The 25,158-nt window shown below is 71.3% G+C and carries 26 protein-coding genes and 1 pseudogene; 18 read left to right on the forward strand and 9 right to left on the reverse strand.

Annotation, left to right across the window (positions count from 1 at the left end; translation table 11 throughout):
• Positions 1-12 precede the first annotated feature (12 nt).
• From BLQ63_RS08035 to BLQ63_RS08085, 11 genes are all read left to right on the forward strand, one after another.
• Positions 13-975, forward strand: coding sequence for a carbohydrate ABC transporter permease (locus tag BLQ63_RS08035; protein WP_218125133.1), 963 nt, complete (start codon positions 13-15; stop codon positions 973-975).
• Complete coding sequence (locus tag BLQ63_RS08040; protein ID WP_218125134.1) at positions 972-1,805, forward strand: carbohydrate ABC transporter permease; 834 nt, start codon at positions 972-974, stop codon at positions 1,803-1,805. The genes BLQ63_RS08035 and BLQ63_RS08040 overlap by 4 nt, the downstream gene beginning before the upstream one ends.
• A 4-nt stretch (positions 1,806-1,809) precedes the next feature.
• Entirely contained in the window at positions 1,810-2,997 is a 1,188-nt protein-coding gene (locus tag BLQ63_RS08045) for an ABC transporter ATP-binding protein (RefSeq protein ID WP_091031367.1), read from the forward strand.
• Positions 2,994-3,872 (forward strand): NADP-dependent phosphogluconate dehydrogenase, encoded by an 879-nt coding sequence (locus BLQ63_RS08050; RefSeq protein WP_091031371.1) that lies wholly within the window; start codon positions 2,994-2,996, stop codon positions 3,870-3,872. Before BLQ63_RS08045 ends, BLQ63_RS08050 begins: the two co-directional genes overlap by 4 nt.
• Positions 3,869-4,417, forward strand: a complete 549-nt coding sequence (locus BLQ63_RS08055; protein ID WP_091031375.1) for an SIS domain-containing protein — start codon at positions 3,869-3,871, stop codon at positions 4,415-4,417. Before BLQ63_RS08050 ends, BLQ63_RS08055 begins: the two co-directional genes overlap by 4 nt.
• 118 nt (positions 4,418-4,535) lie before the next feature.
• Positions 4,536-5,954 (forward strand): aminotransferase-like domain-containing protein, encoded by a 1,419-nt coding sequence (locus tag BLQ63_RS08060; RefSeq protein ID WP_177154833.1) that lies wholly within the window; start codon positions 4,536-4,538, stop codon positions 5,952-5,954.
• Positions 5,951-6,982 carry a zinc-dependent alcohol dehydrogenase family protein gene (locus tag BLQ63_RS08065; protein WP_091031381.1) on the forward strand — a complete coding sequence of 344 codons (1,032 nt, stop codon included), beginning with the start codon at positions 5,951-5,953 and terminating at the stop codon, positions 6,980-6,982. The genes BLQ63_RS08060 and BLQ63_RS08065 overlap by 4 nt, the downstream gene beginning before the upstream one ends.
• Positions 6,979-8,376: an FGGY-family carbohydrate kinase gene (locus BLQ63_RS27715; protein ID WP_177154834.1), complete on the forward strand. Its 1,398-nt coding sequence runs from the start codon at positions 6,979-6,981 to the stop codon at positions 8,374-8,376. Before BLQ63_RS08065 ends, BLQ63_RS27715 begins: the two co-directional genes overlap by 4 nt.
• 331 nt (positions 8,377-8,707) lie before the next feature.
• Positions 8,708-10,018: an MFS transporter gene (locus BLQ63_RS08075; protein ID WP_177154835.1), complete on the forward strand. Its 1,311-nt coding sequence runs from the start codon at positions 8,708-8,710 to the stop codon at positions 10,016-10,018.
• Positions 10,019-10,366: 348 nt separating this feature from the next.
• Positions 10,367-10,726, forward strand: a complete 360-nt coding sequence (locus BLQ63_RS08080; RefSeq protein WP_091031388.1) for an RNHCP domain-containing protein — start codon at positions 10,367-10,369, stop codon at positions 10,724-10,726.
• Positions 10,727-10,737: 11 nt separating this feature from the next.
• Entirely contained in the window at positions 10,738-11,160 is a 423-nt protein-coding gene (locus BLQ63_RS08085; RefSeq protein ID WP_091031391.1) for an RNHCP domain-containing protein, read from the forward strand.
• Positions 11,161-11,200: 40 nt separating this feature from the next.
• Here the strand turns inward: BLQ63_RS08085 and BLQ63_RS08090 are convergent, their stop codons facing one another.
• The 3 genes from BLQ63_RS08090 to BLQ63_RS08100 all read right to left on the reverse strand — a co-directional run bounded on the left by BLQ63_RS08090 (position 11,201) and on the right by BLQ63_RS08100 (position 13,081).
• Positions 11,201-11,419 (reverse strand): hypothetical protein, encoded by a 219-nt coding sequence (locus BLQ63_RS08090; protein ID WP_091031395.1) that lies wholly within the window; start codon positions 11,417-11,419, stop codon positions 11,201-11,203.
• A gap of 8 nt (positions 11,420-11,427) precedes the next feature.
• Positions 11,428-12,249 carry a DUF1206 domain-containing protein gene (locus BLQ63_RS08095; RefSeq protein WP_091031399.1) on the reverse strand — a complete coding sequence of 274 codons (822 nt, stop codon included), beginning with the start codon at positions 12,247-12,249 and terminating at the stop codon, positions 11,428-11,430.
• 118 nt (positions 12,250-12,367) lie between these two features.
• Entirely contained in the window at positions 12,368-13,081 is a 714-nt protein-coding gene (locus BLQ63_RS08100; protein ID WP_091031401.1) for an SDR family oxidoreductase, read from the reverse strand.
• A 208-nt stretch (positions 13,082-13,289) separates the two neighbouring features.
• Between BLQ63_RS08100 and BLQ63_RS29800 the strand changes: the two genes are divergently transcribed.
• Positions 13,290-13,889 (forward strand): TetR family transcriptional regulator, encoded by a 600-nt coding sequence (locus tag BLQ63_RS29800; RefSeq protein ID WP_091031639.1) that lies wholly within the window; start codon positions 13,290-13,292, stop codon positions 13,887-13,889.
• Between the two features lie 498 nt (positions 13,890-14,387).
• Here BLQ63_RS29800 and BLQ63_RS29805 read toward each other — a convergent pair.
• The 3 genes and pseudogenes from BLQ63_RS29805 to BLQ63_RS08120 all read right to left on the reverse strand — a co-directional run.
• Positions 14,388-14,771 (reverse strand): annotated as a pseudogene (locus BLQ63_RS29805) (SDR family NAD(P)-dependent oxidoreductase); the annotation flags it as partial.
• An 8-nt stretch (positions 14,772-14,779) separates the two neighbouring features.
• Positions 14,780-14,965 (reverse strand): hypothetical protein, encoded by a 186-nt coding sequence (locus BLQ63_RS08115; RefSeq protein ID WP_091031402.1) that lies wholly within the window; start codon positions 14,963-14,965, stop codon positions 14,780-14,782.
• A gap of 94 nt (positions 14,966-15,059) precedes the next feature.
• The gene (locus tag BLQ63_RS08120) at positions 15,060-15,503 is read right to left on the reverse strand and encodes an Rrf2 family transcriptional regulator (RefSeq protein WP_091031405.1); all 444 of its coding nucleotides are present in this window, start codon (positions 15,501-15,503) and stop codon (positions 15,060-15,062) included.
• Between the two features lie 215 nt (positions 15,504-15,718).
• Between BLQ63_RS08120 and BLQ63_RS08125 the strand changes: the two genes are divergently transcribed.
• Positions 15,719-17,101 carry a serine/threonine-protein kinase gene (locus BLQ63_RS08125; protein ID WP_091031407.1) on the forward strand — a complete coding sequence of 461 codons (1,383 nt, stop codon included), beginning with the start codon at positions 15,719-15,721 and terminating at the stop codon, positions 17,099-17,101.
• A gap of 31 nt (positions 17,102-17,132) precedes the next feature.
• Here BLQ63_RS08125 and BLQ63_RS08130 read toward each other — a convergent pair whose 3' ends face one another.
• Complete coding sequence (locus BLQ63_RS08130; protein ID WP_177154836.1) at positions 17,133-17,924, reverse strand: RICIN domain-containing protein; 792 nt, start codon at positions 17,922-17,924, stop codon at positions 17,133-17,135.
• A 159-nt stretch (positions 17,925-18,083) separates the two neighbouring features.
• On the opposite strand from BLQ63_RS08130, the gene BLQ63_RS08135 reads away from it, so the two are divergent.
• The 3 genes from BLQ63_RS08135 (at position 18,084) to BLQ63_RS08145 (ending at position 19,852) form a co-directional block, all read left to right on the forward strand.
• A complete protein-coding gene (locus BLQ63_RS08135) occupies positions 18,084-18,923 on the forward strand; it encodes an FHA domain-containing protein (RefSeq protein WP_143014806.1) in 840 nt (279 codons plus the stop codon).
• A 123-nt stretch (positions 18,924-19,046) separates the two neighbouring features.
• Positions 19,047-19,448, forward strand: coding sequence for a hypothetical protein (locus BLQ63_RS08140; protein WP_091031417.1), 402 nt, complete (start codon positions 19,047-19,049; stop codon positions 19,446-19,448).
• Between the two features lie 92 nt (positions 19,449-19,540).
• A complete protein-coding gene (locus BLQ63_RS08145; protein WP_091031421.1) occupies positions 19,541-19,852 on the forward strand; it encodes a DUF6766 family protein in 312 nt (103 codons plus the stop codon).
• Positions 19,853-19,900: 48 nt separating this feature from the next.
• On the opposite strand, the gene BLQ63_RS08150 is transcribed toward BLQ63_RS08145, so the two are convergent.
• Positions 19,901-22,006, reverse strand: a complete 2,106-nt coding sequence (locus BLQ63_RS08150; protein WP_091031424.1) for a catalase — start codon at positions 22,004-22,006, stop codon at positions 19,901-19,903.
• A gap of 109 nt (positions 22,007-22,115) precedes the next feature.
• Positions 22,116-23,066, reverse strand: coding sequence for a non-homologous end joining protein Ku (gene ku / locus BLQ63_RS08155; protein ID WP_308204473.1), 951 nt, complete (start codon positions 23,064-23,066; stop codon positions 22,116-22,118).
• 156 nt (positions 23,067-23,222) lie between these two features.
• Between ku and ligD (BLQ63_RS08160) the strand changes: the two genes are divergently transcribed.
• Entirely contained in the window at positions 23,223-24,143 is a 921-nt protein-coding gene (gene ligD, locus BLQ63_RS08160; RefSeq protein WP_091031427.1) for a non-homologous end-joining DNA ligase, read from the forward strand.
• 1 nt (position 24,144) lies between these two features.
• On the forward strand, positions 24,145-25,053 hold the full coding sequence (gene ligD / locus BLQ63_RS08165; protein WP_218125138.1) for a non-homologous end-joining DNA ligase: 909 nt from the start codon (positions 24,145-24,147) through the stop codon (positions 25,051-25,053).
• The last annotated feature ends 105 nt before the right edge of the window (positions 25,054-25,158 follow it).

Genomic DNA, 25,158 nt, shown 5'->3' on the forward strand with positions numbered 1-25,158 from the left:
ACGGAGGCAACGGTGTCCAACGGCACGGTCGACGGCGCTCCCCCCGAGGCGGCGAGCGCGTCCAAGGGCGCCCGCCGCCCCGGCGCCCGAAGGCGGCGGCCCGGCGAACTGCTCGGCTACGTGTTCATCGCGCCCGCAGTGCTCTACCTCGCGGTGTTCCTGCTCGTCCCCCTCGTGCAGGGGATCGCGATGAGCTTCACCGACACGCGGCTCATCAACCCCGCCGGCGGCGAACCGGTCGGCTTCGACAACTACGCCCAGGCGCTCGGCGCCGACCGGTTCTGGAACTCGCTGCTGGCGACGCTGCTCTACACCGCCGCGACCGTCGCCGGGACACTCGCCCTCGGCACGGCCGCCGCCGTCCTGGTCAACCGGGCCTTCCGCGGCAGGGCGCTCGTACGAGGGCTCCTGACCTTCCCCTACGCGATGCCGACCGTGGCCGTGGCACTGGTCTTCGCATGGATGTACAACCAGTCCAACGGGGTCTTCAACCGCGGACTCGGCGTCCTCGGCGTCGGCGAGACCGGCTGGCTCACCGACCCGAACTGGGGCATGGCCTCCGTCGTCGCCGCGACGGTCTGGAAGGTCTTCCCGTTCGTCATGCTCGTCGTCCTCGCCGCGCTCCAGTCGGTGAGCGCGGAACTGTACGAGGCCGCCCGCATCGACGGCGCCGACGCGCTCAGCACCTTCCGGTCGGTCGTGGTGCCGCACCTGGCCCCGACCCTGCGGATCGTCGCGCTGCTCATGACCATCTGGTCCATCAGACGCTTCGAGATCATCTTCCTGCTCACCGGCGGCGGCCCGGTCGAGAAGACGAACACCCTGGTCATCAACGTCTACCGCACGGCCTTCAGCGACCAGGACCTCGGCCTCGCCGCCGCGATCGGGGCCCTCGGACTCATCGTCTCGCTGGCCGTGACCTGTGTCTTCCTCCTGGTCGAACGCCGCGAGAGCCAACGAGAGGAGGCATCGTGAAACTCAAGCGCACCGTCGCGCGCCTGCTCGTGTCCACCGCACTGCTCGCCTTCGTCCTGTTCGCCGGATTCCCGGTCTACTGGATGCTCAACACCGCGCTCACCAGCGACACCGAGCTGTACAAGTCCGGACAGGACTGGTGGCCGCACGCCGAACGGCTGCCCGGCGTCCCCGACGCGCTCGCCGACGTCCCGATCGGCGACTGGCTGCTCAACTCCGGTTTCATCGCCTTCGGCACCACGATGCTGAGCCTGCTGCTGGCCGTCCTCGGCGCCTACGCGCTGAGCCGCTACCGCTTCCACGGCAAGGGCGCGGCCGCGTTCTTGCTGTTCTCGACCCAGATGCTCCCCGAAGCGCTGCTGGTGGTGCCCCTGTTCGCCCTGTTCGGGATGCTCGGGCTCCTCAACGGCCTCGGCGGACTCGTGCTCGCCAACACCGCGTTCGCGATGCCGGTGGCGCTGTTCATCGTCAAAAGCGCGATCGACAAGATCCCCTACGAGATCGAGGAGTCGGCCCGCGTCGACGGCTGTCCGCGCTACGGCCAGCTCACCCAGATCGTGCTGCCGCTGGTGACCCCGAGCATCGCCGCCGCGGCCGTCGTGACGTTCTTCGACGGCTGGAACGAGTTCCTGTTCGCCAACACGTTCCTGACCGACTCCGAGAAGTGGCCCGCCTCGGTCGGGCTCGCGACCTTCGTCGGCCAGTACACGACGCCGCTGAGCAGCGTCATGGCCGCGGCGTTCCTGTTCTCGCTGCCGGCGATCGTGTTCTTCGTCCTCATGCAACGACGCATCGTCAGCGGTCTGACCGCCGGCGCAGTGAAAGGGTGATCCGATGCCGCGCATGGTGTTCGACCACGTGACCAAGTCCTTCGGCTCCGATCCGGTCATCGACGGCTTCTCCGCCGAGATCGCCGACCGCGAGTTCCTGGTGCTGCTGGGGCCCTCGGGCTGCGGCAAGTCCACGATGCTGCGCATGATCGCGGGCCTCGCGGACGTCTCCGGCGGCACGATCAGCTTCGACGGCCGCGTCGTCAACGGCCTGGAGCCGCGCGAGCGCGACATCGCGTTCGTCTTCCAGTCCTACGCGCTCTACCCGCACATGACCGTCGCCCAGAACATCGCGTTCCCGCTCGTGATGGGGCATTTCCGGCCCTGGTACCACCTGCCGGTCCTCTCCTCGGTCATGAAGCGGGCCATCGCGAGGCGGCCCGAGGTCGCCGACAAGGTGGCCGAGGTCGCGCGCGTCCTGGAACTGACCGAGTACCTCGACCGCCGGCCCAAGTCCCTGTCCGGCGGCCAGCGCCAGCGCGTCGCCCTGGCCCGCAGCCTCGTGCGCGACCCGTCGGTGTACCTGCTCGACGAGCCTCTGTCCAATCTAGACGCGAAGTTGCGGACGCAGATGCGCTCGGAGATCACCGGCCTCCACCGCCGGGTCCGCAAGAGCTTCGTGTACGTCACGCACGACCAGGTCGAGGCCATGACCATGGCCACGCGCATCATCGTGCTCGACCGGGGCCGCATCCAGCAGATCGGCACCCCCGAGGAGATCTACACGCGGCCCGCCAACGCGTTCGTCGCCCGGTTCATCGGCTCACCGGGCATGAACCTCGTCCCGGCCACCGCCGCGGGCGGCCTCGTTCACGACCGGCGCAGCGGCCAGGTGCTCGACACCGGCACCGGCCTCGACGACGGCGAGTACCGGTTCGGGCTGCGCCCCGAGGCGATCAGGATCGCCGCCGACGGCGAGGACGGCCTCGCGGCCACCCTCACGACCGTCGAGCACCTCGGCGGGGAGATCGTCGCCGGATTCAGGCTCGGCCACCACGACGCCGACGACGGCGTCACGGTCGACCTGGGCGACACCGTGTTCGCGCGTCTCGCCCCCGACCCGTCGCTGCGAGCCGGCGCCCGGCGTCGCCTCGTGTTCGACCGCGACGCCGTCGGCTACTTCAGCGCCGCGACCGGACTACGGGTGCCCGCCACCCGGGGCACCACCCAACCGCAAGGGAGCAACCGATGAACATCGCACTGGTAGGACTCGGCGCCATGGGCTCGGGCATGGCCGGACGGCTCGTCGACGCGGGCCTGCGCGTCGACGGATTCGACTCCGACGCCGAGGCCCGCGCCCGCGCCCGCGGCCGCGGGGCATCCGTCCACGAGACGCTCGAGCAGACCCTGGCGGCGTCCCCGGGCCCGCGGGTCGTCTGGCTCATGCTCCCGGCCGGCGTGGTCACCCGCTCGGTCACGGCGACCGTGCTCGACGCCGTCGGCCACGGCGACATCGTGGTCGACGGCGGCAACAGCCACTTCGCCGACGCCGCGGGCCACAGCGAGCGGGCTGTCGGACGCGGCGCCGCCTTCGCCGACGTCGGCGTCAGCGGCGGCCAGTGGGGCGCCGAGCACGGCTACGGCCTCATGGTCGGCGCCGACGAGGACACCTACCGCGCGCTCACCCCGGTCCTGGACGCGCTGTCGGCCGACGGCGGCCACCGCCGCGTCGGAGGCCCCGGATCGGGACACCTGGTCAAGGCCCTCCACAACGGCGTCCAGTACGGGATCCTCCAGGCGTACGCCGAGGGCTTCGCCCTGCTGCGCGCCCACCCGGAAGTGGACGCGGCGGCCGCGCTCGGCGCCTGGCAGGCCGGCAGTTCGGTCCGGTCGTGGCTGCTCGAGCAGATCATCGCCGCCGTCGAGGCCGATCCGGGCCTGGACGACGTCGAACCGGTCGTCCCCGACTCCGGTATGGGCCGGTGGACCTCGGAGGAGGCGATCCGGCTCGGCGTCCCCACCCCGGTGATCGCCGCGGCGCTCCACGCCCGGTTCCGCTCCCGGTCGGACGGGAGCGCCGAGCGGATGCTCCGCGCGGCCCGCACCCGGATCGGAGGCCAGCGGTGACCGGTCACGACGGCGCCGGCATCGTCGCCTCGGCGAAGCGGGCCCTCAGCGAGATCGAAGCGGTCCTCGCCGCCGCCGACACGACCGGTCTGGCGCTCCTGGCCGCCGCGGTCGACGGCGCACCGCGCGTGTTCGTCGCGGGCGGCGGGCGCTCGCTGCTGATGATGCGCGCGGTGGCGATGCGGCTGATGCACATCGGACTCGACGTCCACGTCGTCGGCGACACCACCGCCCCGGCGGTCCGCAGCGGCGACCTCGTCGTCGTCGCCAGCGCCCGCGGCGGCCGCAGCGCCCTGGCCGTGGCCGAGGCGGCGCGTGCCTCCGGGGCCAAGGTGGCCGCCGTGACCGCCTCCGACGAGGCGTTCGGCGACGCCGCCGACCTCCTCGTGCGTCTGCCCGCCCGCACGCAGGTGCCCTCGTCGCAGCACGCCGGGAGCCTGTTCGAGCAGTCCCTGCTCGTCGTCGGCGACGCGCTCACCCGCAGCGTCCAGGTCTCCCGCCAGGTGCCCTCCGCCGCCCTCGACGCCCGCCACGCGAACCTGTGAGGCCCCGATGGAAGCGACCGGACGCCCGTGGCCGAACGGCGAGACGCCGCTGATCGGCCGCGAGCACACTACACTCGGGATCATCCGGCGCCCCCCGACCGTCGCGAAGGGGGCAGTGGTGGACGTCGTGTCGACCCTCGGCGACTGGTACGCCGACAGCGGACCGCTCTACCAGCGGCTGGCCGGGGCCGTGCGACGCGCCGTCGCCGACGGCCGGCTTCAACCCGGCACCCTGCTGCCCGCCGAGCGCCGGCTCGCCGAGCGTCTCTCGATCGGGCGCAGCACCGTGATCCGCGCCTACGACCTGCTTCGCGACGAGGCCGTGCTCGAAAGCCGCCGCGGCTCGGGCACGTGGGTCGCCGGGGCCGAACCCGGGGACGGCGGCGTCCGGCACGACGGCCTGCAGCGGGTCGCCCCCAGCATCGGCGACGACGTGGTCGACCTCGCCACGGCCTCGCTCCCGGCACCGGCCGAACTCGCCGCCGCGCTCCGCGCCCTCGGCGACGGCCCGCTGGGCGACGCGCTGCTGCGACCGGGCTACTCGCACGCGGGCGTCGCGGAACTGCGCGAGGCGATCGCCGCCCAGTTCACCGCCGACGGACTGCCCACCGTCCCACGCGAAATCCTCATCACGACCGGCGCGCAGCAGGCGATGGACCTCATCGTCCGCCACTTCACCTCCCGCGGCGACGCCGTCGTCATGGAGGACCCCAGTTCGGCCGGAGCGCTCGACCTGCTCAGCGAGGCCGGATGCGTCGTCCACACCGCCCCCTCGGTGGCCTCGGGCGGCGCCGAACCGATCACCGAGGTGCTGCGCCGCCGCGCCCCGCAGCTCGTCTACCTCCAGGTGCCGCTCGGACCCGAAGGGACCATGGCCCGCGGCGGCGACGTCGTGACGCTCGCCCGGCGCCTCCCCGAGGAGGCGATCGTCGTCGAGGACGCCAGCCTCCGCGACCTCGCCTTCGACCGCGACCCGCCCCCGTACCTGGCCGCCAGGGCCCCCGCCGACCGCGTCCTGACCGTCGGCTCCATGAGCAAGGTGTACTGGGGCGGGCTCAGGGTCGGCTGGATCAGGGGCGCGGAGAAGATCATCGAACGCCTGGCGCGCACCAAGGCGCGCGCCGACCTCGGCACGCCCGTGCTCAGCCAGCACGTGTCCGCCTGGATGCTCAGGCGCCGCGACGGCGTCCTGGCCGCCCGCCTCGACCAGATCCGCACCTCCCGCGACGCGCTCGCGGCGGCCCTGACCGAGCTGCTGCCCGACTTCGCCTGGACGCCGCCCGACGGCGGCCTGACCATCTGGGCGCTCATGCCGCACGGCACCTCCGAGCCGTTCGCCGAGCTCGCCCACGCCCACGGCGTCCTCGTCGCCACCGGCGAATCCCTCTCACCCTCGGGCCGCAACAGCGACCGGCTGCGCCTGTCCTACGCGCCGCCGCCCGAAGTGATCCGTGAAGGCGTCATCCGCCTGGCCCGAGCCTGGGCCGACTTCGACCGGCGCACCCGCACCGCCGCCATGAAAGGACCCGCCCCATGAGAGCCGTCTCCTACCCCGCCCCCGGGCAGTTCACCGTCGCCGACCTCGCCGACCGGCCGCTGGCCGCCGCCGAGGTGCGGATCGCGAACCTCGTCGTCGGCCTGTGCGGCACCGACCTGCACCTGCACCAGGGCCACAACTACCCGGCCTACCCGCTGACGCCCGGCCACGAGATCGTCGCCCGCGTGGTCGAGACCGGTCCCGGCGTCGACACGGTCGCGGTCGGCGAAGTCGTGGCCGTCGACAACGTCGTGTACTGCCGCGACTGCCGCCGGTGCAAGAAGGGCGAGTTCAACTTCTGCGAACGGCGCCGGTCGATGGGCACGAAACTGCCCGGCGGCTTCGCCGAGCACGCCGTCACGCTCGCGGAGAAGTGCTACCCCATCGGCGACCTGCCCCTGGAGGCCGCCGTCCTGACCGAGCCGACCGCATGCGCCCTGCACGGCCTGCAGCTCCTCGACGTCCCGGTCGGAGCCAGCGCCCTGATCACCGGGGCCGGTCCGACCGGCCTGATCCTCGCGCAGCTGCTCCGGCACTCCGGCGCCGCGAAGGTGGTCGTGGCCGCGCCGACGCGCGCGAAGCTCGACCTGGCGCTGCGGCGCGGTGCCGACGCGGTCGTGCAGGTGGACCGGCACGACTTCGCCGCGACGGCCCCGGTCGTGGCCGAGCACGCCCCCGGCGGCTTCGACGTCGTCGTCGACGCCACCGGCGTCCCGGCCGTCATCGAGGGACTCGTCCCGCTGACGGCCTCCGGCGGCACCCTCATGGTCTACGGCATGGCCGGACCCGACGAGCGGATCAGCCTGTCCCCGTTCGAGATCTTCCGCCGGCAGCTGACCGTCGTCGGCTCCTTCGCGCAGACCTTCGACTTCGCTCGCGCGATCGACTTCCTCGCCACCGGGAAGGTCACGGCCGAAGGCATGATCACCCACCGGTTCGGGCTCGACGACTACCGCAGGGCGCTCGACACCCTCGCCGACCCCGCCTGCGTCAAGGCCGTCGTCGAACCGAACGGGCCGGTACTGTGACGCCGACCCGCACCGAGACCCTCGCGATCGACCTCGGTTCGACCGGGGTGCGGGCCGCGCGCTTCGGACCGGACGGGCGGCGCATCGGGCCGGTCGCGGCGCGGCGGCACCGCGGCGGCGGCTCGGCACCCGGCAGGGTCCGCCCGGAATCGCTCCTCGCGGCGGTCCTCGACACCATCGGCAAGGTCGACCTCGCCGGCGTGGGGGCGGTGGCCGTCAGCGCCCTGTGGCATTCGGCCCTCGCGCTCGACGCCGAGTCCGAACCCGTCGGCGAGGCCGTGACGTGGGAGGCGGCGATGCCCGAACGGGTGCGCGCGACCGTCGAAGCGGCCGCCGCGGACTGGTCGCTCGACGTCTCCGGGGCCTACCCGCACTCCAGCTACGCCGTCGCGGCGTTCCCGCTGCTCTACGACGAGCGCGTCGACCGCTTCGCCGACCTCGGATCCTGGATCACCGAGCGGCTCACCGGGCGCCGCCTCGGATGGTCGCCGACGATGGCGGCCGCCTCCGGGCTGTGGCGCCAGGACGACCGGGCTTGGAACCGGCCCCTGTTCGCGGCACTCGGCCTCCCCGAGCACCTGATACCGCCATTGTGGACAGATCCGGTCGAAGGCGACGGGACCGTGCCCGGACTCGCGGGCGCGATCTGGCTCCCGACCGCCGGAGACGGCCTGTGCCACAACATAGGCCACGCCGCCGTCGGCCCCGGGACCATCGCGGTCACCGTCGGCACCTCCGGCAGCGTCCGCGCCCTCCTGCCCGGGGCCGCGCGGGCCGTACCCGGACTGTGGCGATACCGGTGCGCCGACGACCTCGACGCCGTCGGCGGCGCGGTGACCTCTGCCGGCAACGCCCTCGAATGGGTGCGGCGCTTCACCGGAACCGGCGTCGACTGGGGCCGCTACTCGGGCGACCCGGTCCTTCCGCCGGTGCGGGCCGACCCCGCGGTCTACGGCCGCCGAGGCCCGGACTACCCCTGGGACGCCACCGCCTCGATCAGCGGACTCGGCCCCTCCTCGACGCTCGACGACGTGCGGGACGCGTTCGCGATCGACCTGTGGCGCGACTTCCGCGCGCACTTCACGAGCATGCGACCCCTGCTCGACCCCGAACCGGTCGTGCGCGCGGCCGGAGGCGTCATCAACGGTCACCACGCCGGTGCCCAGCTTCTGGCCGACGCGCTCGCGACGCCCGTCGAGCTCGTCGACGTGGACGAGGCCTCTTTGGCGGGCGCGGGTGTGGTCGGCGCGCAGTTCCTGCGCGACGGGCTCCACGACCTGCCCGCCGCCGCCGCCGCTGCCGAGCGCGGCGAACTCGGCGCATGCCGGACCGTGCGACTGCTGGAGCCCCGAGCCGCATGGACCGAGCGGCTGGAGGCCCGCTGGCGGCCCTGAACGGCCGCAACCGAACCCGGGCAATATCCTCTTCGGACACCTCCCTGTGCGCGCGGAGGCATGCCCGATGAGCAGGCGAAACAAGTTCGAATTCTGATACCTGAGGGGTCGGATTCGGACAGCGCTGACAAGATCCGGGGCAAGCCTGCGCCCCGACGGGCGAGGAACAGGACCGGCCGGGTGAGCCGAAGCGCTCTCCTCGCGGCGGGCCCGACCGCGTGCCGTGCCGCTCGGACACGGGCGAAGGGATTCCTCGCCGGACCGCCCCTGATTGTCAAGAATCGATAACGAACCCTACCGATCACTCGGTATGGACGCCATACTTCCCTCAGTGGACTTCACCCCGCCCCTCAGCGAACAGGAGAGCGCCGTGGCGCTAGAGACGAATGGGCGCACCGCCCCTCCGGGCAACGATCCCCGCACCGCTCCCGCCAACGCGCCCAAGGGTTTCATCGTCCGCGCAGCCCTGTCGAACTACGGACTGTGGACCGCGCTGCTCACCCCCGGGATCATCACGCTCGCCATCCGCGTCGAGCAGGTCGCCGGCGCGGACTTCGAGGCCGTCTACGCCGCGGTCCTGTCCGTCGGCGCGACCATCGGCATGTTCGGGAACCCGGTCTGGGGCCGGTTGTCGGACCGCACGCGCTCGCGCTTCGGCAGGCGCCGACCGTGGATCGCGCTCGGCGCCGCCGCAGGCGTTGGCGGCGTCGCGGTGGTCGCGTTCGTCCCGCAGGTGTGGGCGCTGGTCCTCGGCTGGGCAATCGCCCAGGCCGGATTCAACGCAGCGCTCGCCGCGATGATGGCCTCGGTGCCCGATCAAGTCCCGGTGAAGGATCAAGGCCGTGTCTCCGGCGCGTTCGGCGCGGCCGTCACCGGCGGCATCCTCACCGGATCGATGATCGCCGCGATCACCCAGAACACGACCCTGATGTTCATGGTCCCGTGCGCCCTCTGCCTCGCGCTGGCCGCGCAGTTTGCGCTCACGTTCAAGGACCCGCAGGTCGACGCGCGCGGAGAGCGGTTCTCGCTCAAGGAGATCGGCACGACCTTCGTGTTCAACCCGCGACGGCACCCCGACTTCGGCTGGGCCTGGCTCACGAAGTTCCTGCTCGTCTCCGGATCGCTCGCGCCGATGGCCTACATGGTGTACTTCCTCGCCGACCGTCTCGACTTGAGCGCCACCGAGGCCGGCGGCATCGTCGGCCTGCTCTTCACGGCCAGCTACGCCCTGCAGACCGCCGTCGCCCTCGCCGGAGGCTGGTTCTCGGACCGGATCGGGCGCCGCAAGCCCTTGTTCACCGCCTCCGGGCTCCTGGCCGTGACCGGGCTGCTGCTCATGGCCTTCGCTCCGAACCTGCCCGCGATCATCACGGCCCAACTCGTGCTCACGGTCGCCGGGGGCCTGTTCGCCGCGGTCGACGGCGCGCTCGTCTTCCAGACGCTGCCGAATCCCGCGGAGCCCGCGAAGGACCTCGGCATCGCCAACCTCGCCAACGGGCTACCGCAGACGATCCTGCCCATGGTCGCCACGGCGATCCTCGCTGTCGGCACGGGCTCGAACTACACACTGCTGTTCTGCGTCTCGGCCGTCTTCTCCCTCCTGGGCGCGGCGACCGTGCTGCAAGTCAGGAGCGTCCGATGAGGGCTCGGCTCACGCGCTGGCGTCAGGTCACTGATATTTCGTTGACAGGTCTCCGCTCGGGTTCCTACCCTGATCGGGTCCGCATATCGCGGACGGTGAACCGGGCCCCGACGCCCTAGAAAGTGGTCTTGATGTCCCCCTATGCGCCGAGCGCGCCTCGCAGCATCGCTTAAGCGTCCGATGATCTCGCCGCACCTCGGGTGCGGCGGCCGGACGACCCGATGCCGATGAATCGCCTCGCTCCGTGACGCCTCGTGCAGAGGCGGCGGACGCGTGCGCCCGTTCGACCGAGACCGCTCGGCCTGCTCTTGCTGTCAGCGAAGACCATCTCCAGCAAGGAGCCCACGGGTGTCCAACACCGACAACACACTCAAGACCAGCATCTTCACCTGCGCTTGGTGCGGACTCACCACCACCAAGTACATCGCTGAGGGTGCGGTGCGCAACCACTGCCCCTCCTGCATGCACTCCAAGCACGTCACCGACCACGTCGAGGGCGGGTCGAGCACGTGCGAAGGGCGGATGAGCCCGATCGCCATCGCGGTGCTGCGCACCGGAGACTGGATGCTCATCCACCGCTGCCGGCGCTGCGACGAGCTCACCTCGAACCCGGTGTGCGCGGACGACAACCAGCTCATCCTCATGCGCATGGCGGTCCGCCCGCTGGCGCAACCGCCGTTCCCGCTCGAAACCCTCGGCAGTCTGTAGGAGGTGCGGCCATGCCTCGACGCACCCGACCGCGCGGACAGACCGGCCACCGGCGACAGCGGCACAAGGACGTCCTGCACGCCGGAGACGGGCATCGGGCGAACGGCTTCCGCTGCGTCGGTTGCCGTCTCGACGTCCCTCCGGACGCGCCGGGAACCGCGCACCGCAACCACTGCCCCAACTGCCTGACCAGTCGGCATGTCGATCGCCGCATCCCCGGCGACCGGGACACCGACTGCCGGGGGCGGATGGAGGCGGTGGCCGTCTCCACCCGGCCCGACGGGGAGTGGATGATCGTCCACCAGTGCCTGCACTGCGGCGAGCTCAGCACGAACCGCATCGCGGGCGATGACAACGCCATCGCCTTGATGCGTTTGGCGCTCAAGCCGCTTCAGGACACCAACAGAGCGAGCCGAACGCTGCTCAACCTCTGAGAGCGCAGGGCGCCGGTGCGACACACCGGCGCCCTGCGGTTCACGCGTCGGGCCCCGCCGACGGCATGGCCCATGAGGTGAGCTTCTCGGGGTTGCGGACGGCCCGGATGCGGGTGACGTGGTCGCCTGTGATGTCGAAGGCCGCGACGGTGACGGTGGTGCCGTCGAGCTGGGCGACCAGGCCGGGGCGGTCAACGCGGGCTGGTGCCGTCGATCGTGGCGCAGGCGGTGCACCGCGTCGGCACGCGCGCTCTCCCACCCGGCGGGTCAGACCTTTCGGTACTTGGCCTGGAAGAAGCAGTAGACGCCGAAGCACGCGATACCGAGGGTGATCAGGCCGAGGAGCCATGGCCCCCAAGCCGTCCCGGCCAGCGTCTTGAGAGCGGCGTCGAGGCCGCCGGCCTGTTGCGGGTCGTAGTTGACCGCCGCGGAGACGATCAGGGCGCCGGCGATGCCGTACGCGACGCCCTTGCTCGCGTATCCGGCCATGCCGAGCCGCCGCACCGTGCGACGCACCGACGGGCTCATCCGCCCGGTGTTCAGGTGCTTCTGGAACTTCGTCGTGAGCCCGTAGATCACCAGGCCGACGCCCACGGCGGCGACGACGACTCCGGCCAGGCCGACCAGGAAGCGCCCGCCGTCCGAATCCATCATGGACGACGCGGAGGACTGCTGGCTCTGCGACTGCGACGCGTTCGCGCCGCTGACCACCTTGTAGCCGAGGTAGGCGAAGTAGAGGTAGAGGACCGTGCGGCAACCGGAGATGACGCGCTCGAACACCGCGGTCCGGTCCTGCGGGCCGCTCACGCCGATCACCGCTTCAAAGGCCTGCCAGACGGCCATCGCGACCATGCCGATGATGATGCCGATGACCAGGAGCTCGCCGGTCGGCTGCTGGGAGAGGGTCTTCAAGGCGCCGGACTGGTCGGTCTCGCCGGACGAGTCGCCAAGGGCCACCTGCAGCGCCAGCCACGCGAACAGAAGGTGGAGGACGCCGTATCCGATGAAGCCGCCACGGGTGAGGAGTTCCAGCGGTTTGCTGTCGGCCGCGCGCGAGGCGGTGCGGCGGACGTCGGGGGTGGAGGACATGTCGAGATGGATTGCCGCAGGCGACAAGTCCTAAACGCCGCCCCGGGCGTCAACGCCGCCGGACGGGAGACTGACCCCCCGGCCGGCCGGCGTGCCGCTGAAGCTCTTCCGTTGCGGCTCAGGCGCTCGCGTTCTTCAGTTGGGGGTAGACCGCTTCGAGCGGGGCGCTGAGTCCGGCCTTCGCCTGTACGGAGACCTCGTCGGCGAGGACCTCGTACGCGCCCGCCTCGAGCCCGTCGAACACGATCCGCACCAGGTCCGCCGGGTCGGTCTTCGGGTCATCGGTGTGCGCGGCCATCGCGGTGTCGACGTAGCCGACGTGTACTCCGAGGACTTGCACGCCTTGGGGATCGAGCTCCAGGCGCAGCGAGTTCGTCGCCGACCACAGTGCGGCCTTGGTGGCGCTGTACACGCCGCCGATCGCGTACCAGCTCAATGCGGAGTGGACGTCGATGATCGCCGGCTCCTCATTGGCCGTCAGGACCGGCGCGAAGGCGCGGGTGAGGAACAGCGGGCCGAGGAAGTTGGTCTCGACGTTGGCGCGGATCTCCGCATCGGTATGGGTGAGGATGCCCGCGCTGGGGACGCCGATGCCGGCGTTGTTGATCAGCACGGTCACATCGGGGGCGGCCTCGACCGCCGCACGGATGGAGGCGGGATCGGTGACGTCCAGGGCGAGCGGGACGATGCGCTCGTCGTCCCACACGCGGGGGTTGCGGGCGGTGGCGTACACCTTGCTCGCGCCGCGCGCGAGCGCGTCGTGGACGAAGTGCGTGCCGATGCCGCCGTTGGCCCCGGTCACGAGGACTACGGCTCCGTTGAGCGCGGTCATGTTCTTGCCTTTCGGTTGTCGACCCCGCACCGGTCGGTGCGGGTTGGAACGTGAGCGGCGCGGGCGGCCCGCGCAGGTGGTCGGATCATCGGCGCCGTTCGCTTTCGGGCCGGCGTGGGAGAATGAACCGAGGCACTTCCGAGCCCACGCTGTAACGACTACACTCACAACTGAGTGCGGTCAGAGTCTATTCCCGAAGGATGCACCTATGTCAGCCGTCACTCCGCCGGTCGGACGACGTGAGCGGAACAAGCAGGAGAAGCTCGAGCGCATCACGGCCGCGGCCGGTGCGTTGTTCGCCGAGCGCGGGGTCGACGAGGTCACCACGCAGCAGATCGCCGACAGGGCCGATATCGGTGCGGGCACGTTGTTCTTGTACGCCAAGAACAAGGGCGAGCTGCTGCTGCTGGTGCAGAACTCGATGTACGCCGATGCGCTCGCCGAGGGCAGGGCCGCCGCGGAGGCGGTTCCGGAGGCGCTGGGTGCGGTGATGGCGATCGTGGGCCCGGTGGTGGCGTGCAATCGCAAGCAGGTCGACAACGGTCGCACGTATCTGCGGGAGATGGTCTTCGGCGATCCGGAGGAGCCCCACCACCGCGAAGCCCTCGCGCTCACCGTGCAGACCGAGGAGGCGATCGCGGCCGTGCTGCGCCGCGACGAGCGCATGTCCGAGACCGCCGCGACCCTCGCCCGGATCGTCTCCGCGATCATGTTCACCACCATGGCCCCCACGGCCAACATCGGACGCAGCGTCGCGGAGCTCCTCGACGACGTCCGCGGGCAGGTCCAGGTCCTTCTGGAGCGCTGACGCGATCGTCGCCGCGGCCGGACGTTCGGCCGCACCGCCCGCAGGCCTAACAAGGTGCCCGGCTAACTCGGCCCGGGCCCGCAGCAGTTCGCGAGTGAGCGCGTCCAGGCGCGCGGCGTCGCCGGGATCGAAGTTCGGATGCGCCAGGCTGATCCGGCGGTCCACCACGAAGGCGCTCAAGGGTTCCGGCGGTGGTTCGTCCATGATCGCGAGGATCGGGACGATCGCCGCCTCGACCGGTTGCGCGTGCCGCTTCATCTCGGCGATCTGGGCCTCCGCCGCGGCGTCGAACTCGCCCGCGAGCCCGGTGCTCGTGCCGCCGGGGAACTGAAGCACGTACCGGGTGCGGCGCTCGCGCCCGGCGGCGAAGGCGACGGCGAGGAGGTCGTTCAGCCTGCCGCCCTGCGACATCGCGGTCCAACCGTGGTAACCGCGCACGAACTCGAGGTCGTCCCAGTGGACCGTCGGCGGGCCCACGCCGGGCCCGGCGACGTTCATGACGACGGGCTTCTCCGCTCGTTCCATCGGTTCTGCCAGGCCGTGGCCGAGCAGGAACCGGCTCAGGTAGAAGAGCGCGAAATTCCACTCGAAGCCCTCGGCGGTCACCGCGCGGCGGGAGCGGAAGTACCTCGCGCACAGCACGAGGGCGTCGATGACGGGATACTCCGCCTTGAGCGCCGCGATGACCCGGCGGTTCTCGGCGACGAGGCTGAGGTCGGCCTGTACGAAGCGGGCGCGGTCCGCGGCGCCGGCGCTCGCCGCCGCGTCGAGGAAGCGCCGGCCCTTCCGCGGGTCGGGGCCGATGACGACGACCTGCTCGCCGCGGTCGCGGTAGGCGGTGGCGAGGGCCTGGCCGATGCCGGAGGTGCCTCCGGTGATCACGATGGTCTTCAACGGGTTTCTCCTTGCGCGAGAACGGGACGCATGCGGTAGGCCACGAGCGGTGCGAGGACGGCGACTCCGGCCATGACCAGGAACGCGTCGGAGTGCGCGGCGCCGTCCTGCCCGGTGGAGCGGATTGGCCGCCTCCCTGCCGCTCGGCTGCGCAGGGCGGTCGCGGCGGGCGTGACTGCCATGCGTCGCTTCCTCCTTGCGTCATATACCGGAACTATGATGGTTACAGTTTGGTGAAAAAGGCGCGGCGGAGGACGGGCCTCCGCCGCCGGTGGTTCAGCGTTGCAGGTCGAGCTCGCGCTCCCGGTCCAGCACCCGCTGGACCAGGTGGGCGATCGTGGTCCGGCCGAGCCGCTCCTCCATGGCCTGCTCGGCCTCCCGGAACTCGGTCTCGAGCAGCGCCTGGATGTTGCGCCCGACCTCGCACTCGCGGCTCGGCGGGTGGGCGTGCCCGGTGAGCACCGGGCCCGTCTCGACGGCGGCGTAGGCGTCGTGGAGCGTGATCGCGCGAGGGGCGCGGGCGAGCGTCCACCCGCCGCCGCGGCCCTCGGTCGACTCGACCAGGCCCGCGTCGCGAAGGCTCCCGAGGATGCGCCGCACGAGCACCGGATTGCTCTCCAGGCTGTCGGCGATCTCGGCCGAGGTCAGGGTGCGCTCGCTCCAGCGCGCCAGCATGGTGAGCGCATGGATCGCGACCGCGCTCCTGCTGCTGATGGCCATGTCGTCCCTCGCTTCCGTCGTCCGCCGATTAAACTGTAACCATACTAGTTGCAGTAACGCGGATGATCGACCCGGCCCCCGCCGTTCGCGAACGACGGCGGTCCCCGCACCCCAGAACAGGGAGGGACGCCATCTGAGGGCGTTGATCGCCAAGGGCCGCAACTGTGGCACCCTAGTCGGAGCAGAACGCCCCACTTCCTCCTGAACGAAGCACGATGGACGACACCACCGACTGCGACTTCCTCTCCGCCGATGAGCTGAACGCCCTTCTGCCCGGATTCCGGCTCGATCCGGAGCCGCTGCGGTCGACGGCGATGAGCCGGGTGTACCTGGCCGCCGACACGCGGCTGCACGACCGCAAGGTCGCCGTCAAGATCATGGCGGACTACCTCGCCGAGGTCCCCGGGTTCCGCAAGCGGTTCCGGCGCGAGATCAAGCTGATGGCGGACCTGGAGCACCCCAACATCATGTACGTCATCGCCGCGGCCGGGACGGAGGACCGCCTGCTCTACTTCGTCATGCCGCGAGCCGAGGAGGACCTCCGGGCGCGGCTGGCGGACGGCGCGCTCGACCCGGCGGCGACCGCGCGGGTCATCGCCCAGGTCGCGAGCGCGCTCGACTTCGCCCACGCCCGCGGCGTGGTCCACCGCGACGTCAAGCCGGCCAACATCCTCTTCGGAGCCGGGGACCACGTCTACCTGAGCGACTTCGGGGTGGCGAAGCCCGTCGCCGGGGAGGACTTGACCCGGGCCGGGGATTCGATCGGCACCAGCCGGTACACCGCGCCGGAGGTTTACGGCGCCTCCCGATCGGCGGGTTCGGGTACCGACGACCCGCACGACCGGTCCGGCGACGTGTACTCGCTCGGGGCGGTGCTGTTCCACTGCCTGACCGGGGAGCGGCCGTTCCATGAGGTCGACGATTTCACGGTCGCCCGGTTGCAGCGCGACGGCGAGGTGCCCAGGATCGCCGAGCTCCGGCCCGGGCTGCCGCCCGAGTTCGACGCGATCGCGGCCAAGGCCATGAGCTTGGACCCGGCCCGGAGGTACCGGACCTGCGGGGAGCTGGCGGCGGCGTTCTCGCAGGCGGTCGACCGCATCGAAAGCGAGGACGGTTCGCCGGACGGCGGCGAGGCCCCGAGCCGGCGCCGCAACCCGGTCCTCGCGGTCGCGGGACTGGTGGCGGGGCTCGTGCTCGGCGGCGTCCTGTCGTATCAGGCCCTCGGCACCGATGCGGGAGCGGACGCCTTGTACGCCGTCACCGAAGGATCGGTCGAACCGGCGACGCCGGATCCCGTGACCGGCGAGGACCAGGTCGAACGCGCACCGGCGGCGGGGGAGTGCCTCACCTCGGACGAGCACTACGTGGTCGTCGCCTGCGAATCCTCCGCCGCGGTGAAGCGGGTCTACCGGATCGTCACCGATCCCGAGGACCCGAACCCGCAGCAGCCGCAGCACGAGGACGCCGCGTGGGCGGCGTGCGGGTCCGAATCGGTCGAGTTCGACTACCACTGGGCCGATTCGGCGGTCCGGGAAGAGCGGGAATGGAACCCCGAGACCGACCGGATCTACTACTTCATCTGCTACCAGGAGCTGTGAGAGAACGACCGTCCGATAGGGACGAGCCTGGTCACAGGAGCGTCCACAGCTGCTTCTCGTCGCCGGAGTCGCAGTCCTGGACGGCCACGGCGTCACCGGACTCGGCCGACGAGCTCTTGAGGACGCTCAGGCACAGGTCGCCGCTCGCGGCGGTCAGGAGCTGGTAGGCGTCGCCGACCGGCGCGAGCTCCCAGGTCTGGGCGTCGAGGCCGTCGCAGCCGTCGAAGCCCACGAGCATGCCGTCCTCGGTGCCGCCGTCGTCGACGGTCATGCACGGCGTCCACTCGTCGAAGGCCATCTCGACCTCGTACCGGTCGCCGTCCTCGACCCACGTCAGTTCCGGGTCGGTGTCGCCGCACTCGCCCAGCACCATCACGCTGCGGTCGCCGTCCGGCTCCTCGCCCCAGGTCATGCACAGGCCGCTGGCCTCCTGGCGGGCCCGGTAGACGCCCGTCCCCGGCAGCGCCGAGTCCGGCTCCGCCGCTTCCGATGCCGACTCCTCCGACGACGTCTCGCCGGACGATTCCCCCTCGGTCGCCGACTCGCTCTCCCGCGCGGGGTCCGTCGACTCGGTCGGCTCGGTCGACGGGCTCGAACCGGAAGCCGAATCGGAGTCGAAGTCGGCGTGCGCGGCCGAATCGGCGTCGACCGCGGGCGGGTCCTCGGACATCGACGCCCAGACGACGGCGGCGGCGAGGGCGAGGACCACCGCCGCGGCGGACGCGATGGACTTGCCGTTCAGCAGCTGGTTCTCCGGCGGATCCCAAGGCTCGTCGAGTCGGGCGTCCGCGCTCCGTGACGGCTCGGAGTTCTCAGTCTCCACTGTGGCTTCCTCGGGGGTGGTCTCGTCGCAATGAGCGTGGTCGATCCTACCGGGGCGGGCGCCCGGCGCTCGGCGACGGCCCGGCGGGCGAGAGGGGTCCCGCGCGGGGGCGGACATAATCGGGTCCTCGAAGACCGCCGCCAGAGAGGACCGCTCGAGATGAGTACGAAAGCCTTTCCCCCGCAGATCCTTCCGCCGTGGGTGCGCAGCCTCGCCGCCGGCGTCCCCGAGGCGCCCGAAGGCGCCGACCCGCTGCCGCCGGCCCCGCCGGGCACCATGTTCGTGCTCGGCGAGGAGGTCGGGTGGGCGGTGCCGCCGCGCCCGTTCGAGATCCTCTTCGGACGCGACGAGGACAGCGTCAACATCCCGCTCGGCGTCAAGGACAAGCACATCAGCCGGGTCCACGGGCGCCTCGTCTGCCACGGCAGGGAGTGGACGATGCGCAACGAGGGCAGGCTGCCGATGCTCTTCCCCGGCGACGCCATGCTGCTCACCGGACAGGAGCGCCTGGTCCAGGACGCCTACACACCCGTGTACATCGGCGACCTCTCCGAGGCGGTGCACTGCCTGGAGATCCGGCTCGTCGGCGGGAGGCGCGCTCCCGGCGACGTCCGCGCCGACGACGAGACGGTGCCGCCGCAGGAGCACCCGCTGAGCCGGGTCGAGCGCCTGGTCCTGGCCTCACTGGCGCAGCGGTACCTCCGCGCGCTCCCTCGCGCGCAGCCGATGGCCTGGCGCCAGGTCGCCGACGACCTGCGCCGCTCGCCGCTCGCGGTCGAGCGGAACTGGAACGAGGGCACCGCCGCGCGCATCGTCGCGGGCGTGCGCGAACGCCTGTCGCACCCGGACTACCGCCCCCGCGTGGAAGGGCTGCTGCGCGACGAGGCCCTCGGCGAACCGCTCGGGAACGCGCTGAACGACAACCTGATCCGGGCACTCCTCCAGAGCACCACACTGGTCCCGCAGGATCTGGAGCCGCTCGGCCTCGGCGAGGAGTGAGGCTCGCGAAGCCGGTCCGGCGAGGACTTCGGGGCCTCTGGACGACCTGGAACACTCCACGGCGTCGCGTCGAGAAGAGCGTTCGAGCCGTTTGGAGGGGTCTTCTCGGGGGACTATATCGGCATGGTGCGGGAAACGACCGGAGTCGCCTTCGGACTGGTGATGCTCTGCGGAGTGTCCGCCGGGTGCGGGGCGGGCCAGCGGGAATCGGAGGCTTCGGCCGTCGCCGAGGACTTCACGGCGGCACTCGACGGAGACGATGCGGCCGCGGCGTGCGCGCTGCTCTCCCCTGAGACCGCGGAGGCCCTGGTCGCCTCCGAGGGGCAGGCGTGCGAAGCCTCGATCGGGTCGCTGGGACTGCCGGGCGGCGCGGTCGCCGAGGTCGAGGTGTGGGGGGACCGCGCGCAGGTCAGCACCGACGCGGACGTCCTTTTCCTGGTCGAACTCGGTGACGGCTGGAAGGTCGCGGCCGCCGGATGCCTCCCTGACGGTGACCGGCCCTATCAGTGCGAGGTGGGCTCATGAGGCGGGCCATGTTCGGGGCGTACCTGGCCTTCACCATGCTGGGACTCGTCTACGCCATCGCCGTCGGGCTGCTGCACCGCTGAGGAGGGGACATGAAGCGCTTCCTACGGGACAACGGCTTGAGCGTGGGCTTCGGCCTGCTGTTCCTCGCCGCGCTGGTCGGCCAGGCCTTCGCCGGGCAGGCCGACTTCAACTACCGCCAGCTCGCCCAGGAGGGCAGGCAGGTCTCGCTGCTGGAGTACGTCGCCTCGAGCGACTTCGCCGTCGACGTCGCGGAGAACTGGCAGTCGGAGTTCCTGGCGATGGGCTCGATCGTCGTCCTCAGCGTCTACCTGCGCCAGCGCGGCTCCCCGGAGTCGAAACCGGTCGGCGCCCCGCACGACGCCACCCAGGAGTCGGGCTGAGCACGACGAAGGCCGCCCGCCGGTGTCGGCGGGCGGCCTTCGCTCGATTCAGGCGGGTATGTCGTCGGTCCGCCGGTCCCAGGCCCGGTGGCCCGCGATCGCCCCGGCGAACGCGTCCAGGAACGCCTCGGGCAGGTCGCCGCCGTTCGCGGCGGTCGTGACCACGCCATGGTCGTCGACCGGTTCGACCCCGTCCGCGCACTCGGCCTCGATGCGCGCCGCGCGCAGCAGCCCCAGGCCCGCGCCGAACGCCGCGACCGCCTTGCCGTGCTTGTACGCCTCGGCCACGAAGTGGACCGCGCGGCCGTCGCGGCTCAACGCGGCGACGCTGTCGGGACCGCAAGGGACGGCGACCGCGTCGTACAGGACCGACGCCATCGTGGGCAGGGCCCGGTCGGCCTGGACGTCCTCGCCCGTGGCGCTGGCGATCATGCCGTCGGTCAGCCCCAGGACCTCCGCGACGGCGCCGCGGCGGTGTAGATCCGCGACCAGCGAGGTGAGCCCGGTCCCGTCGACGCCCTCGGCGGCGAGGACCGCGACCTTGCGGGTCGCGACCGTGGCGACCGGATCGGTCAACTGCGAGAGCGCGGGCGACGTCCGCCCGCGGTCGGCCGCACCCTCGGCCGGTGCCGCCACGCCGATGCCCTCCGCCACCCGCTTCGCCAGTTCGAGGTCCACCTGCCGCAGCTGGTCGACGACGCGGGTGCGGATGTCCTTGTCGGTGACCTTGCCCAGCTCGAAACGGAACGCGGCAACGATGTGCTCGGCCTCGACCTCGCTCATGGAGTGCCAGAACATCGCGGGCTGGCTGTAGAAGTCCTTGAAGCTCTCCGAGCGGCGGCGGATCTTGGCGCCCTCCACCTTCTCGGCGTAGTGCGTGAACGAGCGGTCAGCGCCGGGCGCCGGGTCGTTCCCCGAGATCGTGTTCTTGTTGTAGGACGTCGCCGAAGTGTGGACCCGGTGCTGGCCGTAGCCGTCGCGCTGGTCGTTGTGTACCTCGGCGACGGGCCGGTTGACCGGGATCTGCGCGAAGTTCGAGCCGCCGAGGCGGATCAGCTGCGTGTCCAGGTACGAGAAGTTGCGGGCCTGGAGCAGCGGGTCGTTGGTGAAGTCGATGCCGGGCACGACGTTCGCGGTGTGGAACGCGACCTGCTCGGTCTCGGCGAAGAAGTTGTCCGGGTTGCGGTTGAGCGTGAGCTTCCCGACCGGGCGCACCGGCACCAGCTCCTCGGGGATGAGCTTCGTGGCGTCGAGCAGGTCGAAGTCGAACGCGAACTCGTCCTCTTCGGGCACGAGTTGGACGCCCAGCTCCCATTCGGGGAAGTCCCCGGCCTCGATCGCGTCCCACAGGTCGCGGCGGTTGAAGTCGGCGTCGGCCCCGGCGATCTTCTGGACCTCGTCCCACACCAGTGAGTGCGTGCCGAGCGCCGGCGTCCAGTGGAACTTCACGAACGTGCCGCGCCCGTTCGCGTCGACCAGGCGGAACGTGTGGACGCCGAAGCCCTGCATCATCCGGTAGGAGCGCGGCAGCGCCCGGTCGGACATGAGCCACATGATCGCGTGGAGCGTCTCGGGCTGGAGCGACACGAAGTCCCAGAGGGTGTCGTGCGCGGAGGCGGCCTGCGGGATCTCGTTGCGCGGCTCGGGCTTGACCGCGTGCACGAAGTCGGGGAACTTGGCCCCGTCCTGGATGAAGAAGACCGGGAAGTTGTTGCCGACCAGGTCGTAGTTGCCTTCGCTCGTGTAGAACTTCACGGCGAAGCCGCGCACGTCGCGGACGGTGTCGGCCGAGCCGCGCGAGCCGGCGACGGTGGAGAACCGCAGGAACACCGGCGTGGTCGCGTCAGGATCGGTCAGGAACGCCGCGGTCGTGTAGTCGCGCAGCCAGTCGTCGTAGGGCTGGAAGACGCCGTAGGCGCCGGCGCCGCGCGCGTGGACCACGCGCTCGGGAATGCGCTCGTGGTCGAAGTGGGTGATCTTCTCCCTGACGTGGAAGTCCTCCATCAGGGTCGGGCCGCGCTCGCCCGCGGCGAGCGAATCGTCGGTGTGGTCGACGCGGACTCCCTGCTGGGTGGTCAGCGCCTGGTCGTCATCGGCTACACGGTCGCGGTCGAGCTGTTCGTCCTTGCGATCGCGTGCGGCGTCCTTCGCCATGGTTCGTTCCCCCTTGTTCGGCTGTCCTGAGCCGCACGGTACCCCGCACGAAGGTGGTCAAACGGCGTCTTCGAGCGATCCATGCGACCCTCGGGCCACCACGCGCCGCTCACGCGCTCTTGCGCTTGCGCGCCGTCTTCTTGGCGGTCTTTTTCGCGGGCGACTTGCGCGCCGCGGTCTTCTTCGCCGTCTTCTTCGCGGTTTTCTTGGCCGTCTTCTTCGCCGGCCGCCGCGGGCTCGAGGGCTGCTTGGCCGCGACGCTGCGTTCCAGCGCGTCCATGAGGTCGATGACCTTCGCCTTCGGCCGGGTGTCCTCCGACTTGACGACCGCGCGACCCTCCTTCTTGGCGTCGATGGCCTCCTGCAGCGCCTCCTGGTAGGCGTCGCTGTACTCCTCGGGCCGGAAGTCCTTGGACATGGAGTCGATGAGAGTGCCGGCCATCTGGAGCTCCTGCTTCCTCGCCTCGCCGCCGACCCCGCTGACCTCGGGCTTGCGGATCTCGTCGGGCCACAGCATCGTGTGCACCATGAGCACGTCGTCGCGGGGCCGCAGGGCGGCCAGGCTCTCCCGGCGCCGCAGCGTGATCTTGACGATCGCGATCTTCTCCTTGCCGAGCAGCGCCTCGCGCAGCAGCACGTAGGGCTTGGCCGCGCCCTTGCCCGGTTCGGCGTAGTAGGACCGCTGGTAGTGGATCGGGTCGATCTGCTCGACGGGCACGAACTCGAGCACGTCGATCGTCTTCGACGAGCTGACGGGCAGGTCCGCGAGGTCGTCCTCGTCGAGGAGGACCACCTCGCCCTCGTCGGTCTCCACGCCCTTGACGATGTCCTCGGGCTCCACGGGCTCCTCGTCGATCTCGCAGATCTTCTGGTAGCGGATCCGTCCCGCGTCGGCCGCGTGGTACTGGTGCAGCGAGAGATCGTGGCTGCCCGTGGCGGAGCGCAGGCTGACCGGGATGCTCACCAGCCCGAATGCGATCACACCGTTCCATAGCGCAGGCATGACCACAGCATGGCACTCGGAGTGATCATTCATGCGCAATACGTAATCTTCCTTCATCTCTCGACGGTTTGCGGCCGTCGCGGCCGGGTATCTCCGGCCCATGGCACGGGGGACAACGCCTGATCGATACCGGGAGAGACGGGACTTCTCGAAGTCCCGTGCGACCCGGCGCGCCCGAATGCCGGCGGCACCGTGACCGGCTTTCGACCGCTCATGCTCGCGACGCTCACCGAGCGCCGCTTCTCCCACGCGGACTGGCTCTTCGAGCGGAAACTCGACGGCATGCGCGCGCTGGCGGTCCGGGACGGGAACGGGCCCCAGCTGTGGTCGCGCAACGAGCGGCGCATCGACGAGAGCTTCCCCGAACTCGTCGACGCGCTCGGCGAGCTGGGCGGCCCCCGGTTCGCGGCCGACGGCGAGATCGTCGCGTTCGACGGCAGGCTGATGAGCTTCGCGCGGCTCCAGGGCCGCATGCACCTCACCGGCGCCGACCGCATCGCCGCGACCGGCGTCGACGTCTTCTACTACCTGTTCGACCTCCTGTCCTACGACGGGGACGACCTGACCCGCCTGCCGCTGCGCGAGCGCAAGCGGATCCTTAAGGGCGCCTTCGACTTCCACGACCCGCTGCGGTACTCCGCCCACCGCAACGCCGACGGCGAGGACTACTACCGGCTGGCCTGCGAGCGCGGCTGGGAAGGGCTGATCGCCAAGCGCGCCGCGTCGCGCTACCGCCCGGGCCGCTCGAAGGACTGGCTCAAGTTCAAGTGCGTGCGCCACCAGGAGTTCGTGGTCGGCGGCTTCACCGACCCGCAGGGTTCGCGCGCCGGCTTCGGCGCGCTCCTGGTGGGCTACCACGACGGCCGCGCCGGGCTGCGGTACGCGGGCAAGGTCGGCACCGGATACGACGAACGCACCCTGCGGGCGCTGCGCGGGCGGATGGACGCGCTCGCCCGGGACGAGAGCCCGTTCGCCGATCCGGTCCGCGAACGGGGCGCCCACTGGATCCGCCCGGAACTGGTGGTGCAGGTGGGTTTCAGCGAGTGGACCACCGACGGCATGCTGCGCCACCCGCGGTACCAGGGGGAACGCGCGGACAAGCCGGCCGCGGACGTGGTGAGGGAGACGGTCTGACATGGCGACGCTGCACGTGGCCGGGCACGACATCAAGGTGTCCACACTCGACAAGGAGCTGTTCCCCGAGGACCGCTTCCGCAAGGGCGACGTGCTCCTGCACTACCTCGCGGTCGCCGAGGCGATGCTCCCGCACCTGGCCGGGCGCCCGCTCACCATGCGCCGCTTCCCGCACGGCATCGGGGCCGAGGGGTTCTTCCAGAAGGAGGCGTCCGAGTACTTCCCCGACTGGATCAGGTCCGTCGAGGTGGCGCACCGGCACGGCGAGGGCTCGACCCGGTACGTGGTCTGCGACGACACCGCGACCCTGATCTACCTGGCGAACCACGCCACGATCGAGTTCCACGTCTGGCCCGCGACCGCGGACCGGCTCGACCGCCCCGACCGCCTGGTGATCGACCTGGACCCGCCCGACGGGGTCGCGGTGTCCACCCTCCGCTCGGTCGCGCGGCGGGCGCGGGACCTCTTCCTCGAGCTCGGGTTGACGCCGTACGTGCAGGCCACGGGCGGGCGCGGCTACCACGTGGTCGCGCCGCTCGACCGCTCGGCCGACTTCAAGTTCGTCCGCGACCTGGCCGGCGCCATGGCCGAGCGCCTCGCCGCGGACGACCCCGAAGGACTGACGACCGCGCTGCGCAAGAACCGCCGCGGCGACCGGATCTTCCTGGACGTCAACCGCAACGGCCGCGCGCAGACGTTCGTCGCCCCGTATTCGCTGCGCGCCCGGCCGGGCGTCTCGGTCGCGACCCCGCTGGACTGGAGCGAACTGGGCCGGTCCGCGCCGAACAGCTTCACCGCGGCGTCCATCGGCAGGCGCCTCGCGCGCAAGGCCGACCCGTGGGCGGACATGGACGAGTACGCCGCCGCCCCGGCCGCCGCCCGCAGGCGCCTGGACGCCTTGAACGGCTGACCCGATCGGGTCCCGGGCCCCGTCGCGCCCGGCGGTTCTCGCCGGGACGATTTCGTGATGCGATGTGATGGAGTGGGCTGAACGCGGCGCAGCCCGGCGACCCCA

Source organism: Glycomyces harbinensis (assembly GCF_900101745.1).
In the GTDB taxonomy this organism is placed as follows: Bacteria; Actinomycetota; Actinomycetes; order Mycobacteriales; family Micromonosporaceae; genus Glycomyces; species Glycomyces harbinensis.

Bases quoted from the DNA above. Each gene is read 5' to 3' on its own strand.
- BLQ63_RS08045 (WP_091031367.1), top strand. From the start codon at position 1,810: ATGCCGCGCATGGTGTTCGACCACGTGACCAAGTCCTTCGGCTCCGAT.
- BLQ63_RS08050 (WP_091031371.1), top strand. From the start codon at position 2,994: ATGAACATCGCACTGGTAGGACTCGGCGCCATGGGCTCGGGCATGGCC.
- BLQ63_RS08065 (WP_091031381.1), top strand. From the start codon at position 5,951: ATGAGAGCCGTCTCCTACCCCGCCCCCGGGCAGTTCACCGTCGCCGAC.
- BLQ63_RS08085 (WP_091031391.1), top strand. From the start codon at position 10,738: ATGCCTCGACGCACCCGACCGCGCGGACAGACCGGCCACCGGCGACAG.
- BLQ63_RS08095 (WP_091031399.1), bottom strand. From the start codon at position 12,249: ATGTCCTCCACCCCCGACGTCCGCCGCACCGCCTCGCGCGCGGCCGAC.
- BLQ63_RS08100 (WP_091031401.1), bottom strand. From the start codon at position 13,081: ATGACCGCGCTCAACGGAGCCGTAGTCCTCGTGACCGGGGCCAACGGC.
- BLQ63_RS29800 (WP_091031639.1), top strand. From the start codon at position 13,290: ATGTCAGCCGTCACTCCGCCGGTCGGACGACGTGAGCGGAACAAGCAG.
- BLQ63_RS08115 (WP_091031402.1), bottom strand. From the start codon at position 14,965: ATGGCAGTCACGCCCGCCGCGACCGCCCTGCGCAGCCGAGCGGCAGGG.
- BLQ63_RS08120 (WP_091031405.1), bottom strand. From the start codon at position 15,503: ATGGCCATCAGCAGCAGGAGCGCGGTCGCGATCCATGCGCTCACCATG.
- BLQ63_RS08125 (WP_091031407.1), top strand. From the start codon at position 15,719: ATGGACGACACCACCGACTGCGACTTCCTCTCCGCCGATGAGCTGAAC.
- BLQ63_RS08135 (WP_143014806.1), top strand. From the start codon at position 18,084: ATGAGTACGAAAGCCTTTCCCCCGCAGATCCTTCCGCCGTGGGTGCGC.
- BLQ63_RS08140 (WP_091031417.1), top strand. From the start codon at position 19,047: ATGGTGCGGGAAACGACCGGAGTCGCCTTCGGACTGGTGATGCTCTGC.
- BLQ63_RS08145 (WP_091031421.1), top strand. From the start codon at position 19,541: ATGAAGCGCTTCCTACGGGACAACGGCTTGAGCGTGGGCTTCGGCCTG.
- BLQ63_RS08150 (WP_091031424.1), bottom strand. From the start codon at position 22,006: ATGGCGAAGGACGCCGCACGCGATCGCAAGGACGAACAGCTCGACCGC.
- ku (WP_308204473.1), bottom strand. From the start codon at position 23,066: ATGAAGGAAGATTACGTATTGCGCATGAATGATCACTCCGAGTGCCAT.
- ligD (WP_091031427.1), top strand. From the start codon at position 23,223: ATGCTCGCGACGCTCACCGAGCGCCGCTTCTCCCACGCGGACTGGCTC.
- ligD (WP_218125138.1), top strand. From the start codon at position 24,145: ATGGCGACGCTGCACGTGGCCGGGCACGACATCAAGGTGTCCACACTC.